11 protein-coding genes and 1 riboswitch are annotated in these 14366 nt (G+C 72.9%); of the genes, 4 read left to right on the forward strand and 7 right to left on the reverse strand.

Annotated elements, in window-relative coordinates:
- Nucleotides 1-12: 12 nt before the first annotated feature.
- From KCH_RS01480 to KCH_RS01490, 3 genes are all read right to left on the reverse strand, one after another.
- Complete coding sequence (locus tag KCH_RS01480; RefSeq protein WP_051652616.1) at nucleotides 13-1131, reverse strand: CapA family protein; 1119 nt, start codon at nucleotides 1129-1131, stop codon at nucleotides 13-15.
- A 193-nt stretch (nucleotides 1132-1324) separates the two neighbouring features.
- Nucleotides 1325-2302 carry an AurF N-oxygenase family protein gene (locus KCH_RS01485; protein ID WP_244305083.1) on the reverse strand — a complete coding sequence of 326 codons (978 nt, stop codon included), beginning with the start codon at nucleotides 2300-2302 and terminating at the stop codon, nucleotides 1325-1327.
- Between the two features lie 79 nt (nucleotides 2303-2381).
- A complete protein-coding gene (locus tag KCH_RS01490) occupies nucleotides 2382-3329 on the reverse strand; it encodes a pseudouridine synthase (protein ID WP_035858292.1) in 948 nt (315 codons plus the stop codon).
- A gap of 135 nt (nucleotides 3330-3464) precedes the next feature.
- On the opposite strand from KCH_RS01490, the gene KCH_RS40725 reads away from it, so the two are divergent.
- From KCH_RS40725 to KCH_RS01505, 3 genes are all read left to right on the forward strand, one after another.
- Entirely contained in the window at nucleotides 3465-5327 is a 1863-nt protein-coding gene (locus KCH_RS40725) for a PAS domain-containing protein (protein ID WP_051652617.1), read from the forward strand.
- 37 nt (nucleotides 5328-5364) lie between these two features.
- On the forward strand, nucleotides 5365-6567 hold the full coding sequence (locus KCH_RS40730) for an ATP-binding SpoIIE family protein phosphatase (protein ID WP_051652618.1): 1203 nt from the start codon (nucleotides 5365-5367) through the stop codon (nucleotides 6565-6567).
- A gap of 173 nt (nucleotides 6568-6740) precedes the next feature.
- Nucleotides 6741-7130 (forward strand): hypothetical protein, encoded by a 390-nt coding sequence (locus KCH_RS01505; RefSeq protein ID WP_157031827.1) that lies wholly within the window; start codon nucleotides 6741-6743, stop codon nucleotides 7128-7130.
- Between the two features lie 142 nt (nucleotides 7131-7272).
- On the opposite strand, the gene KCH_RS01510 is transcribed toward KCH_RS01505, so the two are convergent.
- From KCH_RS01510 to KCH_RS01520, 3 genes are all read right to left on the reverse strand, one after another.
- Nucleotides 7273-8040 carry a 3-oxoacyl-ACP reductase gene (locus KCH_RS01510; protein ID WP_035858294.1) on the reverse strand — a complete coding sequence of 256 codons (768 nt, stop codon included), beginning with the start codon at nucleotides 8038-8040 and terminating at the stop codon, nucleotides 7273-7275.
- 4 nt (nucleotides 8041-8044) lie between these two features.
- Nucleotides 8045-9421: an aldehyde dehydrogenase family protein gene (locus tag KCH_RS01515; protein WP_084223101.1), complete on the reverse strand. Its 1377-nt coding sequence runs from the start codon at nucleotides 9419-9421 to the stop codon at nucleotides 8045-8047.
- A 155-nt stretch (nucleotides 9422-9576) separates the two neighbouring features.
- Complete coding sequence (locus KCH_RS01520) at nucleotides 9577-10992, reverse strand: glutamine synthetase family protein (RefSeq protein WP_035858295.1); 1416 nt, start codon at nucleotides 10990-10992, stop codon at nucleotides 9577-9579.
- Between the two features lie 374 nt (nucleotides 10993-11366).
- Between KCH_RS01520 and KCH_RS01525 the strand changes: the two genes are divergently transcribed.
- Complete coding sequence (locus KCH_RS01525; protein WP_035858296.1) at nucleotides 11367-12251, forward strand: GNAT family N-acetyltransferase; 885 nt, start codon at nucleotides 11367-11369, stop codon at nucleotides 12249-12251.
- Between the two features lie 7 nt (nucleotides 12252-12258).
- Here KCH_RS01525 and KCH_RS01530 read toward each other — a convergent pair whose 3' ends face one another.
- Complete coding sequence (locus tag KCH_RS01530; RefSeq protein WP_063750097.1) at nucleotides 12259-13551, reverse strand: acyltransferase family protein; 1293 nt, start codon at nucleotides 13549-13551, stop codon at nucleotides 12259-12261.
- A 232-nt stretch (nucleotides 13552-13783) separates the two neighbouring features.
- A riboswitch (M-box (ykoK) riboswitch) is annotated at nucleotides 13784-13955 on the forward strand.
- The last annotated feature ends 411 nt before the right edge of the window (nucleotides 13956-14366 follow it).

Consider the following 14366-nt stretch of genomic DNA (forward strand, 5'->3'; position numbering starts at 1 on the left):
GCCGAGCCGCCGTCACTTGGGGACGGCGGCCAGCCCGGTGCAGCCGCGCAGGCCGTCGCGGCGCTGCTGGGCGCTCTTCGCTGCGCTGCCGGTCTGTGGCACGGGCACGCCCCGCCCGTCGATGTGCGCGGGGGTGAACGTTTCTCCGGTGACCCGCCCCTCGCCGGTGATGGTGAGCGTGGTGACGCCGGTCTCGTCGGAGCCGGTGTAGTTCGAGGTGCCGTACCAGAGGAAGTTCCCGAAGCCGTACGCCACGTAGGTGTCTCCCAGCATGCCCGCGCCGAGCATGGTGTGAGCGTGGGTGCCGACGATCGCGGTGGCGCCGGCCTTGGCGAGCTTCTTGGCGAGCGCGGTCTGCGCGGCGGTCGGGCAGGCCACGCCCTCCTCGCCCCAGTGCAGGTAGACCAGCACCACGGGCGCCTGCGCCTTGGCGTCGGTGACGGCGCGCAGCAGCGCCTTTTCGTCGAACGCGGAGGCGATGCCGGCCTTGTGCTGGCCGGCCCGCCACTTCTGGTTGGTGAGGTCGTCGACCTGACTCGCCGCCAGGACGGCGACCTTCACGCCGCGCACGGTGGTGAGGTGGGGCGCGTAGGCCTCGGTGGCGTCCTTGCCGATGCCGATCAGCGGGATCGGGGAGCCTGCTTTGGCGGCGAGGGTGTCGGTGAGGCCGTCGGGTCCGAAGTCGACGGCGTGGTTGTTGGCCTGGGAGAGCACGTCGACGCCGGCGTCCTTGAGCGCGGTCAGGGCCTTGGTGCTGGTGCGGAAGGTGTAGGTCTTGGGTTCGGGTTTGCCCCGGCCGGTGATCGCGGTCTCCAGGTTGAGCACCGCGAGGTCGGCGGCGGCCAGGGTCTTGGCGATCGGTCCGAGCGCGGTCTCGGCGGCGGGGGCGGTGAGCCGGGCGGCGGTCCGGCCCTCGAAGTGGACGTCGCCCGCGAACGCGACCGTGATGCTGCCTCCCGCGCCGCCCGGCGCCGCCGCGCCCGTACTCGCGTTCCCGCTCGCGCCGGGGCTGCCTGACGCACCGTCCGCGGCGCCGGGGCTGCCGGACGCGGCGGAGGCGCGCCCCCGGCGGAGTCGCCGCCGGGGGCGGTGGTCGTGGTCCCGCCGGCCGGTGGCGTGGATCCGCCGCATCCGGTGGCGGTGGCGAGCAGCAGGGCGGCGGCAGCGGCGGTGCCGAGTGGTGCGCGGCGCATGGTGATCCCCCCGGATCGTTTCGATGCGTCGCACCTTATCCGCGCCGGTCGATCACCGGAAGGCCACATCCGCACCGGAAGGTCACAACTGTGCGCCGTCGCCCCGCGGATGAGAGCCCGTCAGTGCCCGCTCAGGCGACCACGCCGGCGGCGCGCAGCAGCCAGCGGTTCGCCCGGCCGACCAGTCCGGCCCGGTCCAGCACGCCGACCACCTTCTGGGCCATCTCGGTCTTGGTGGCGCGCCAGTGCGGGTTGGCCCGGGCGACGGCCTTGCCGACCTTCGGGTCGATGCCGACGGCGGCGTACAGCCGGGGGTGGATCAGCGCGGTGGTGGCGTAGTAGATGACGACGCCGAGGAACAGCTGCTCCCACCGCCGCTGCACCGGCCCGAGCCGCTTGCGGACGAGTTCCTCGCGGGCGTAGCTGATGTGCCGGGCCTCCTCGATGACGTGGATCCGGGAGACCTGCCGGGTGAGCGGCTGGAGGGTGTCGTCGTTCATCACTTCGCGCTGGAAGGCGTCCAGGATCTCTTCGACGTACATGGTTCCACCGAAGGTCTGGCTGTGGGTGGAGATCGCCTTGAACAGCCGGCCGAGGTTGTGGGCGACGAATCCGGCGCCGTACGCGGGAACGCCCATCTTGGCGATCATGCGGGCGAACATGATCGAGTGCCGGCATTCGTCGGCGATCTCGGTGAGCGCGTACTGGACGTGGTTGCTGGTGGGGTCCCGGTCGAAGGCGTGGCGCAGCAGCATCTGCATGAGGATCTCCTCGAACCAGATGCCGACGCTGGCGATCGAGGCGACCTCGTGCTTGGAGAGTTCGATGCGCTCGTCCTCGGTCATCCGCTCCCACAGGTCGGTGCCGTAGAGGGAGAGGTGGCGGGGCGGGCAGTAGTAGGCGCCGGGGACGGGGTCGGCGTCCCAGTCGACGTCCTTGAGCGGGTTGAACGAGAGCTTCGCGGAGGAGGCGAGCAGGCGTTCGGCGGTGCGCTCCCGGTCGGGGCGGCGCGCTCGCGGTCGGGAGCGGTCGGGGTTGCGGCGGGCTGGGGCGGCATGCCGGCTCCTTCGCGGTGGGGTCGAGGGGCGTCGAGGGTGGAACGGTGCCACTGCCGCGAAGGTAGAAGTTATTAGACTGCCCGTCAATACACTGTGCACAAGGAGACCCTTGCCGCCTCCCGGTGAACCGTCAGGCGCCCCAGCCGTCGGGGTCGACCCACGCCGCCAGTTCCCGCCGACTGACGAAGCGGCGCTCCCCGCCGTCCACCGGGTCGGTGAACTCCAGCGAGCGCGCCAGCAGTTGGAGCGGGCGCCGGTAGTCCTCCGGGTCCTGCTCCGGCAGCAGCGCGGGGTATATCGGGTCGCCGAGGATGGGCAGCCCGAGCCCGTTCATGTGCACCCGCAGCTGGTGGGTGCGGCCGGTGCGCGGGGCCAGCCGGTAGCGGCCCAGGCCGTCGCGGGCCTCCACCAGCTCGACCCGGCTCTCCGCGTTGGGCTCCCCCGGCACCTCGTAGGCGTCCAGCCGCCCGTGGTCCTTGACCAGCCGGTTGCGCACCGTAGTCGGCAGGGACACCGCCGGGTCGTGCCGGGCGATCGCCTCGTAGGTCTTGACGGCCTCCCGCCGTTCGAACAGGCCCTGGTAGGCGCCTCGGCGGGCCGGGTCGGCGACGAACAGCACCACGCCCGCGGTGAGCCGGTCCAGGCGGTGGGCGGGGCTGAGCCGGGGCAGGTCGAGGTCGCGGCGCAGCCGGGCGAGCGCGGTCTCGGTGGCGTGGCTGCCGCGCGGCGTGGTGGCGAGGAAGTGCGGCTTGTCGGCGACCACGATCCGCTCGTCGCGATACAGCACCTCGACGGGGAACGGCACCCGGGGTTCGGGCGGGCCGGGTTCGCGGTGGAACCAGACGTGGCCGCCGGGCCGGTAGGGCGCGTCGGGGGTGACCGGCCCGTCGGGGCCGACGAACTCGCCGGCGTCGAGCATCGCGGCGATCCGCCCGGGCCCGGCGGCCGTGCCGTAGCGCTCCTCCAGGTAGGCCGCGACGGTCGGCCAGGGGCCTTCCAGCGGCAGCCGCACGTGCACGGGGTCGATGCCGTCGCGCTGCGGGAGCGGGCTCGGCGGGGCGGGGGTCCTACGCGCCACCGGGCGCCGCCTGGGGGTCGGTCCGACGGGTGTCCATCCGGCCCACGATAGCGGGCGCTCACCCGTCTGGGCGCGGGCGGTCTGCCGTGCGACGATGGCAGGGCGGTACCCGCCTCCGGAACGACAGGTGGCCAGATGGACACCGACAAGCAGGACATTCCCCGGACCCGTCCCACCTCCCCGTTCGCGGAAGGTGATGCGCCGCTGCCGGACGGCCTGCTGGCCATTCCGGTGGCGACGGCGCTGGTCGCCGCGGACGGCCGGATCCTGCACTGGAGTCCGGACGCGGAGACCCTGCTCGGTTTCTCCGCCGAGCAGGCGGTGGGTTCGCGGGCCGCCGACCTGCTGGTGGAGGGGCAGCGCCGTCCGGAGGTGCTGGAGCTGTTCTCCCGGATCGTCGGCGGGCGCCCGTTCTCGGGGATCTTCCCGGTGCGGCACCGGGACGGGCACGTGGTGCGGCTGGACTTCCGGACCTTTCCCGTGCTCGGCCCGAACGGCGACCCGATGGTGCTGGCGGTGGCCTCGGACGTCAGCTCGGTGCTGCGACTCGCCTCCGATCTGGCAGTGCTGGACGGCTTCTTCACCCAGTCCCCGGTCGGCATGGCGGTGTTCGACGCCGAACTGCGCTTCGTCCGCCTGAACGACGCGCTGGCCCGGATCAACGGCGTGCCGCAGGAGCAGCACCTGGGCCGGCGGCTGATCGAGGTGCTGCCGAGCATCGACGGGCACCAGGTCGAGGCGATGATGCGCCGGGTGCTGGCCGACGGCCGGTCCGTGCTGGACGCCCGTACCCACGGCTGGACGCCGGCCGATCCGGAGCGCGAGCACGCCTGGTCGGTGGCCTGCTTCCGGCTCGACCGGCCGAACGGCAAGGTGCTCGGGGTGTGCGTGACGGTCGTGGACATCACCGACCGGTTCGAGGCCGAGACCGCCGCCGAGGCCGCGCAGCAGCGGCTGGCACTGCTGAACGAGGCGTCCACCCGGATCGGCACCACGCTCGACCTGGCGACCACCGCCCGCGAGCTGGCCGAGACCGCCGCGCCGCGGCTGGCCGACACGGTGATCGTCGAGGTGCTGGAGTCGATGGTGCGCGGCGGGGCCGTCACCCCGCCGGACCGGTCCGACCGGTCCGCGGTGCTGCGACGGCTGGCGTTCCACACGGTGCCCGGCAGTGGGATGTCCTCGGTCGCGCCGGTCGGCACCGTCCAGCGCTTCCACCCGAGCAGCCCGTACGCGTGGGCGCTGGCGCACAGCCGGCCGGTGCTGGTGCCGCACGCGGACGCCCCGGGGATGAACTGGTTCGCCGACGACCCGGTGCGCAGCGCCGCGATCCACGAGCAGGGAGTGCGGTCGTTCATGGTGGTGCCGCTGATCGCCCGCGGTTCGGCGATCGGCACGGCGACGTTCATGCGCTCGCGCACCGAGGCCCCGTACGACGAGGCGGACGTGGCGCTGGCCGGCGAGTTGTCGGCCCGGGCGGCGGTGTCGATCGACAACGCGCTGCTGTACACCCGGGAGCGGGACGCCTCCGAGCAGCGCCAGCGCGCGCTGGAGGCCGCCGAGACCGCCCAGCAGCGGCTGGCGCTGCTGAACGAGGCGTCCACCCGGATCGGCACCACGCTGGATCTGCACCTGACCGCGCAGGAGCTGGTGGACGTGGTGATCCCGCGGTTCGCGGACTTCGTCACCGTCGACATCCGCGAGGCGGTGATGGCGGACGAGGAGCCGGAGCCGGTGCCCGAGTCGGGGTCGGTGCTGCTGCGGGCCGTCGCGGTCGGCGAGCGCGTCGACGACGACACCGGCACCGCCGGGGTGCGGATGGCGAACGCGGCGGACGAGGTCGGCGGGCCTCGCACTCCGCGCACCTGTACGCGCAGGCGATGCGCACGGGCCGTTCGGTGCTGGTGCCGCACGTGGACGAGTTCGCGCTGCGCCGGATCGTCACCTACCCGGACCGGGTGCAGCCCAGCCTGGACGCGGGCCTGCACTCGTACCTGATGGTGCCGCTGCTGGCGCGGGCCAGGTGCTGGGCGGGGTGGAGTTCGCGCGGATGGCCAACCCGGAGGCGTTCACGGCGGCGGACCTGGCGCTCGGCGAGGAGTTGGCGGCGCGGGCGGCGGTGTGCATCGACAACGCCCGGCTGTACCGGCGCGAGCGGGACACCGCGCTGACGCTGCAGCGCAGTCTGCTGCCGCAGGACGTGCACCACACGCCCGGGCTGGAGATCGCGCACCGGTACCTGCCGTCGACGGTGGGCGACGAGATCGGCGGCGACTGGTTCGACGTGGTGCCGCTGACCGGCGGCCGGGTGGCGCTGATCGTCGGCGACGTGATGGGCCACGGCATCCGGGCGGCCGCCACCATGGGCCAGCTGCGGACGGTGGCGCGCACGCTGGTGACCCTGGACCTGGATCCGGCGCGGGTGCTGCGCCGGCTGGACGAGGCGACCGCGCAGCTCGGCGAGGGCCAGTTCGCGACCTGCGTGTGCGCGGTGTTCGACCCCGTCGACGAGGAGTGCATCCTCGCCTCGGCCGGGCACCTGCCGCCGGTGGTGTCGGAGCACGACGGTCAGGCCCGGCTGGTGCAGCCGCCGCCCGGGGCGCCGCTGGGCGTGGGCGGCGTGCCGTTCGAGTCGATCCGCTTCCCGCTGCGCGAGGACGGGCTGCTGGTGCTGTACACGGACGGGCTGGTGGAGCGGCGCGGCCAGGACCTGGACGAGGGCCTGGAGTTGCTGCGCGAGACGGTGACGCACCGTCAGAACACCCTGGAGCGGGGCTGCGACGTGGTGCTGGACGCGTTCGGGGCGACGATGGGGCAGGACGACGTCGCAGTGATCATGGCCCATGCCGGGCCGGTCGGCGAGGACCGGCTGGCCACGCTCCCGCTGTCCGGCGATCCGGCGCTGCTGCGGCACGCCCGGGAGTTCACCCGGCGGACCCTGTCGGGCTGGGGGCTGGCCTCGTTGGTGGAGCCGGTGGTGCTGCTCACCGGGGAGTTGCTGTCGAACGCGTTGATGCACGCGGGTTCGCCGCTGCAGCTGCGGGTGTTCCGCGGGGCGCTGCTGACGGTGGAGGTGTCGGACGCGGACAGCCGCGAGCCGCGACTGCGGCCGTCGGGCCCGCACGACGAGGGCGGCCGGGGCATGCAGCTGATCAACGAACTGGCGCACCGCTGGGGCAGTCGGGCGACCCGGGACGGCAAAGTGGTCTGGTTCGAGATGGAGATCCCGGCCCGCTGATCGGATCGTCCCACCGGCTGTGCCCGGCCTCCGTCGCCCACCTCCGACCGTCTCGCTCACCCGCCACGGCGGCGGCGTTGCGCCGGGCGGGTGACGGCGGGTCCGACGGCACGCGCCGCCGCCCGGCGCTCCACCAGGATCGGTCGCGTACAGCACGATCCATGGAGGACTTGATGCGTTCCACCACTTCCGGGCTCACCGCCGCCTTCCTCGCCGGCCTCGCCCTGCTCGGCTCAGCGGGCGCCGCCTCGGCGCACGACCACCCGCACGGGTCGTTCGCCGTCGGCGGCGACGCGACGGCCCAGGGCGGCGACGCGACGGCGATCGGCGGGAAGGGCTGGGCCCAGGGCGGCGACGCACTGGCGATCGCCGGTGAGGCGGGCGCACTGGCCGGCAACGCGACGGCCGTCGGCGACGACGCCTGGGCGCAGGGCGGGAACGCGCTCGCACTCGACGGCAATGCCGAGGCGCTGACCGGATCGGCGGTCGCCGTCAACGGCGACGCCACGGCGTACGGAGGCGAGGCGATCGCGATCGGCGGGGACGCGTTCTCCTCGCGGTGACCCGCACAGGTGACGTTCCGTCAGGGGTGCGCGGCCGGCCGGTCTCCTGCTGCCCCGCACGGGTGACGCTCCGTCAGGGGCGGTCCCGGCCGGGCGGCGTCCTGCTGACCCGCACGGCCGGTCCGGTCCGCGTGCGGGGCGGCTACAGGGGCGTGACGTAGGCGCCGGAGATGCCGCCGTCCACCAGGAAGGTGTTGGCGGTCATGAAGGAGGAGTCGTCGCTGGCCAGGAACGCGACCGCCGCGGCGATCTCCTCAGGTTCGGCGAACCGGCCGAGCGGGATGTGCACCAGCCGGCGGGCGGCCCGCTCCGGGTCCTTGGCGAACAGCTCCTGCAGCAGCGGGGTGTTGACCGGGCCCGGGCACAGCGCGTTGACCCGGATCCCCTCCCGGGCGAACTCGACGCCCAGCTCGCGGCTCATCGACAGCACCCCGCCCTTGGAGGCGCTGTAGGAGATCTGCGAGGTCGCCGCGCCCATCACCGCCACGAACGACGCGGTGTTGATGATCGAACCCTTGCCCTGGCGCCGCATGTGCCCGATCGCGTACTTGCAGCACAGGTAGACGGAGGTCAGGTTGACGTCCTGGACGCGCTTCCACGCCTCCAGGCCGGTGACCAGGATCGAGTCGTCGTCGGCCGGCGAGATGCCGGCGTTGTTGAACGCCACGTCCAGGCTGCCGTAGTGCTCGACGGCGGTGTCGAACAGGACCCGGACCTGCTCCTCGTCCGACACGTCGGTGCGCACGAACAGGCCGCCGACCTCGTTGGCGGCCTTGGCGCCGGTCTCCTCGTCGATGTCGGCGCACACCACCTTCGCCCCCTCGGCGACGAACCGGCGCACGGTGGCCAGGCCGATGCCGCTGCCCGCGCCGGTGACGACCGCCACCCGGCCCTCGAGTCGCTTGGTCATGGGTTCATTCCTCCGTCGCGATGAAGACGTTCTTGGTCTCGGTGAAGGCGTGCAGGGCGTCGGGGCCGAGTTCGCGGCCCAGGCCGGACTGTTTGAAGCCGCCGAACGGCGTCCAGTAGCGCACCGAGGAGTGCGAGTTGACGGACAGGTTGCCCGCCTCGACGGCGCGGGCGACGCGCAGCGCCTGGCCCACGTCCCGGGTCCAGATCGAGCCGGACAGGCCGTACTCGGTGGCGTTGGCGATCCGCACCACGTCGCTCTCGCCGCGGAACGGCACCACCGCGACCACCGGCCCGAACACCTCCTCGGTGAACGCCCGGTGGTCGGGCGCGATCGGCGCGAGCACCGTCGGCGGGTACCAGAAGCCCAGCCCCTCCGGGGCGCTGCCGCGGAACGCCACCTCGGTGTCGCCATCCACGTACGAGGCGACGCGCTGCCGGTGCGCGGCCGAGATCAGCGGCCCCATCTCGGTCTTCTCGTCCGCCGGGTCGCCCACCCGGACGGCCCGCACGGCGGTCTCCAACTTGGCCATGAACGCCTCGAACACGCTCGCCTCGACCAGGATCCGGGACCGGGCACAGCAGTCCTGCCCCGCGTTGTCGAACACCGCGTACGGGGCGGTGGCCGCCGCCTTGTCCAGGTCCGCGTCGGCGAACACGATGTTGGCGCTCTTGCCGCCGAGCTCCAGCGTCACCGGCTTGACCTGGGCCGCGCAGCCGGCCATCACGGACTTGCCGACGGCGGTCGACCCCGTGAACACCACCTTCCGGACGTCCGGGTGCGTGACGAAGCGCTGCCCGACCACCGGCCCTCGCCCCGGCAGGACCTGTAGCACGCCCTCGGGCAGGCCCGCACGCAGGGCGAGTTCGCCCAGGTGCAGGGCGGTCAGCGGGGTGAGCTCGGCCGGTTTGACGATCACCGTGTTGCCCGCCGCCAGGGCGGGGGCGAGGGCCCAGACGGCGATCGGCAGCGGGAAGTTCCACGGCACGATCACGCCGACCACGCCGAGCGGTTCGTGGAAGGTGACGTCGAGGCCGCCGGCGACCGGGATCTGACGGCCGAACAGGCGCTCCGGCGCGCCCGCGTAGTACTCGATGACGTCGCGCGCGTGGCCGGCCTCCCATCGGGCGTTGCCGATGGTGTGCCCCGCGTTGGCGACCTCCAGGGCGGCCAGGTGCTCCCGGTCCGCGTCCACCTCGGCGGCGAAGCGGCGCAGCAGGCGGGCCCGGTCGCCCGGACTGACGGACCGCCAGCTCTCGAACGCGGCCTTGGCACGGGCGATCGCGGCGTCGGCGTCGGCCTGCCCCGCCAGGTCGACGGTGGCGATCACCTCCTCGGTGGCGGGGTTGACCACCTGGTACGGATCGGACTGCTCGATCACACGCTCTCCTCGGGTGTGCTGTGTCGACGCCGCCTGTCGCTCGGTGGCGCTCGGTGGCGCTGCCCTCTTCGCTGCCGGGTCGCCCGAACGCAGGTCGCCGGCGCGCAGGTGTCCGCGTGCAGGTGCCCCGCGTGCAGGTGCTCCGGCGTCCGCGCTCACAGCCGCTCGAAGCCGCGGCGGCGCTCCCAGTCGGTCACGGCGGCGGCGTACGCGGCGAGTTCGACCCGGCCCGCGTGGGCGTAGTGCCGGACCACGTCCTTGCCGAACGCCTCGGTCGCCGCCTCGCTGCGGTCGAACAGCTCGATCGCCTCGCGCAGCGTGGCGGGCACCCTCGGGGCGTCAGAGGCATAGGCGTTGCCGGTGAACTCGGGCTCCAGGGGCAGCTGGTGCTCGACGCCGTACAGCCCCGCGGCGATCAGCGCGGCCACCGCCAGGTACGGGTTGACGTCCCCGCCGGGCACCCGGTTCTCGAACCGCAGCGACCCGCCGTGCCCGACCACCCGCAGCGCGCACGTCCGGTTGTCGCGGCCCCAGGCGATCGCGGTCGGTGCGAAGCTGCCCGCCACGAAGCGCTTGTACGAGTTGACGGTCGGGGCGAGCAGCAGCGCGAACTCGCCGAGGCAGGCGAGCTGACCGGCCAGGAAGTGCTCCATCGTCCGCGAGAACCGGCCCTGCTGCCCGTGCCCGTTCGGGCCCTCGGCGTCGTTCTGGCCGCCTTCTCCCTGCTGCTCTGCCGCGGCGGGGAACACCGGGCGATCCTGCTGGTCGCGCAGGCTCAGGTGGATGTGGCAGGAGTTGCCTTCCCGCTGGTCGTACTTGGCCATGAAGGTGAGGCTGACGCCCTCCTGTGCGGCGATCTCCTTGGCGCCGGTCTTGTACACCGCATGGTCGTCACAGCAGGTGAGCGCGTCGGTGTAGCGGAAGGCGATCTCGTGCTGGCCGAGGTTGCACTCGCCCTTCGCCGACTCCACCACCAGCCCCGCGCCCGCCATCCCGGTGCGCAGCCTGCGCAGCAGCGGCTCGATCCGGCCGGTGCCCAGGATCGAGTAGTCCACGTTGTACTGGTTGACGGGCGTGAGGTCCTGGTAGTGCTTCTCCCAGGCTCGCTCGTAACTGTCGCGGAACACCATGAACTCCAGCTCGGTGCCCACGTACGCCCGCCACCCGTAGCCGGCGAGCCGGTCCAGCTGACGGCGCAGCACCTGGCGCGGCGACACCACGACCGGGCTACCGTCCTGGTGCGCGAGGTCGCACTGCACCATTGCGGTGGCCGGGTGCCACGGCACCATCCGCAGGGTCGCCAGGTCGGGCCGGAACACCAGATCGCCGTAGCCGGTCTCCCACGAGGACACCGCATAGCCGTCCACGGTGTTCATCTCCACGTCCACCGCCAGCAGGTAGCCGCAGCCCTCGGCTCCGCCGGCCAGCACCTCGTTCAGGAAGTACTCCGCCGCCAGCCGCTTGCCCTGCAACCGTCCCTGCATGTCGGTGACCGCCAGCACCACGGTCTCCACCGCGCCTTCGGCCACCAGACTGCGCAGCCGCTCCACCGTGAGTCGCGCGTCGGTCATCGGCCCTCCACCTCCGCCGCCCCGGGTGCGCCTCGGCAGTCTGTACGACTGCCGCGACGCCGACCACCACAGCGACGATGATTCCGCCCCGGACCCGCCCGCACCAGTGACCGCGCGCGTGTCGGCAGAAACTGACCCTTCGTCAGAACATCGTCCATTCCTCTGATATGACGCTCAATCAGTCGGCATCCTCCGCCTCTCCCTCACCATCGCCCCGCACTGACCACCGTGCCGCCCTCCCGTCACCCGCCGTCCTCCGGAGCACAACGCCTTTGCGGCGGGCCGGAATTCGCTTGCACCGATCCGGTGCACCTGATTCGGTGCCGCGTGCACGCCCTTTGCCCTGCCGCCCTCCCCTCTGGAGTTCACCACCCGTGACGTTCCGTCTGACCGCCCTCGCCGATCCTGCTCCGCTCGCCCACACCCGTCGCCTGACCTGGCTGGCCTCCGACCCCGACGGCACGCCACTCGGAGCCGCCACGCTGGCGCTCTTCACCTCGACCGGCCAGGCCCACCTGTCCTCCCTCACCCTGAACGTGCACCCCGCCGAACGCCGGCGCGGCGTCGGTTCGGCACTGCTTTCGGCCGCAGCTTCGGCGGCCCGCGAGGACGGCCGCCGGGTCCTGCTGGTCCAGGCGGTCGAGGGCTCCCCCGGCGACGGCTTCCTCTCCGCGCGGGACTTCACGCGGGCGCTGGTCCTCGAGTACGGCCGGCTCGACCTGACCGTTCCTGCCGACCCGTCGGCCACCGCCGAGGTTCCGCTCCACCCCGGCTACCGGCTGGTCTCCTGGCTCGGCAGCTGCCCGGACGAGTGGCTGGCCACCTTCACCCTCTCGCGCACTGCCATGGACGACATGCCCATGGGCGACACCGACTTCGGTCTCCTCGTCTGGGACGAGGCGCGGGTCCTCGCCGCCGCGAAGGCAGTTGCGGACCGGGGTGAACTGCTGCACACCGTCGCCGCGGTGGAGGAGGCCACCGGCACCATCGTCGGCTTCACCGAACTGGTGCTCCCTGCCGGCCGGGCCGGCGACGCCCAGCACTACGGCACCGGCGTGCTGCCCGCCCACCGCCGACGGGGCCTCGCCCGGGCCATGAAGGCCGAGGCGATCCGCTGGGCGCGCAGCGAGCAGCCTGGGATCACCGGTCTGCTGACCGACACCGCCGAGCACAACGCCGGCATGCTCGCCGTGAACCACGCCCTGGGCTACCGCCCCACTCACCGCTCCGTCGAGTTCCGCCTCTCCCTTCAGTCCTGACGCCTGCTCAGCCCTCCTGTCGCACCGCCGCCCCGGTCGCCTCCGCCGCCGCCCAGCGGGTGGCGGCGGCACCCACCAGCACTGCCCCGGCGGTGAACGCCAGCACCGTCGGCCAGTCCGGCGAACCGTTCGGGGCGAGGCCCTGCGCGGCCCAGTGCACCAGCGCCCAGACGGTGGCTGCCAGCCCGGCGACCAGGACGGCCGGTCGCCAGGGTCCGCCGATCGCGGCCAGCAGCAGGATCCAGCCGGGCCGCCAGGCCCACCAGGCTCCCGAGCCCACCCCCGGCTCGGGAGCCAGATCGGTCAGGTAGAATGCGGCACCGGCGACGAGGACCGGCACCATGTGCCAGAGGTAGAGCGTCATGCTGACCCGACCGAGCGGTTCGACGAGCCGCCGCCGACGCACCGGCCGCAGAGCCCGTTCCGCGAACGGCGCCAGCAGGAGGCACAGCCCGCACTGGGCGAGCAGCCAGGCCAGCATCGCCACCGAGGGCGGGTCGGTGTTGGACACCTCCTCGCCGGAGACCAGCACCAGGCTGACCGGGAACGGCCCGAACCCGACCAGCGCCGCGTATCCGGCCGCACCGCCAGCTGCCAGCACCGCCCCGAACCACGGGCGGACGGTCCGCCCGCCGTCCCTCCAGGCGAAGCCGAGTTGGTAGGCGACGGCCCACACCAGCAGGTAGTTCAGCCAGCCGACCCGTCCCGCCCAGCCCTCGCCCGCTCCGAGGACCACCATGTCCACGCCGATGCCCGCAGCAGCCAGCACCATCACGGAGCCCAGGCCCCACCGTCGGTGCAGCGCGTACAACCAGGGCGTCAGCGCACTGATCGTCAAGTAGACCGGCAGGAACCAGAACTGCATGGCCAGGGCCCAGCCGACCATCCCCAGCAGCGCCGGATCGGTTCCGAATGCGGCGGCGATCAGGAGTCCGCCCAGCGCCGGCACCAGGTACGCGCCGGTGGGCAGCAGCAGCCTGAGCGCCCGCCCGCGGATCCAGCCGGCCGCAGTACCGCCCTCGGCGCGGCAACGGCTCCAGGACCCGGCCGCCGCGTAGCCGCCGGCCAGGAAGAACACCGGCATGATCTGGAAGACCAGCGTCAGCCACTGGGTCCACGGCACTGCGACCATCAGCTCGGGCGCTGCCAACGACCCGTCAGGTTCGCGTTCCAGCGCGGTAATCAGCCAGTGGCCGATCACCACCAGTACGATCGCCAGCGCCCGCAGCAGGTCGACATATCTGTTCCGTTCCGACGCTTCCTTCACGTCGATCCCCCTCTCCCCCGTGTGGGTCATCATCTCGGTCGTCCTTCACGCCCGCCCCGTCCGGCGCGTTGCGGTTCAGCCACAGCCCCCGGTCGCTCGGCCGCTCCCCGCCGCCCCGCGCACGCGCCGCGCGCGCCCTGCACCCCAGCCTCGGGCGACAGGCCGAGACATGGCCGTTGGCCCAGGTCACACCAGGTCGGAGTCAAACCCTGGTCAAGGATGGGGTGGCCACGGTAGTGGCGGGCCTATCCTGTTCCCGTAGCGACAGACACCTCGTTCGGTGAGGCGTCTTCACGGACACAGGCCACTGATCCCACCCGTCGAGAGACGCTCCGGATCAGGACAGGTCTCCCCGGCCCAAGGGGTGACCCCAAGTGGCTTCCCCTGGTCGGGGACACGCCGTGGAGTGCCAAAGCTCTGACGAGTTGAGGTGCGCCGGACCATCGTGGTCCGGTCGCCTGCCGTGCGGCGGCGAGTGGAACTCGCCTGCCAGGACCGGGAGGAGGGCGAGATGGACTGCAGTAGTCCGGGGCACAGTCAGCCCCTTCCCGTTTCGTCCTCGCCGTTGCCGTTGTTCTGCGGTTCGAGGCTGTTCCTCCTTCACTGACTCCGCGACTCCGTCCGCCCGGGTTACGCCGGTTGTCCGTCGTGCCCGCCGTGCTTCCTGCGGCAGGCTCGTCGGTCCACCGACTGCTCGGCACACGCGCCGCCCGGCTGTCACCGCCCTCCGGCACTCCCGTACCCACGGCTGCAGTTGTCTCCTGCTGTCTGCTGCCTTGACCCGGCTCGGAGCCGGCTCGGCTTCAGCCATCCGCGTCGGTCCGCCGCGCGGCCGGTGTCCTGAGCCC

The organism is Kitasatospora cheerisanensis KCTC 2395 (assembly GCF_000696185.1).
Classification (GTDB): domain Bacteria; phylum Actinomycetota; class Actinomycetes; order Streptomycetales; family Streptomycetaceae; genus Kitasatospora; species Kitasatospora cheerisanensis.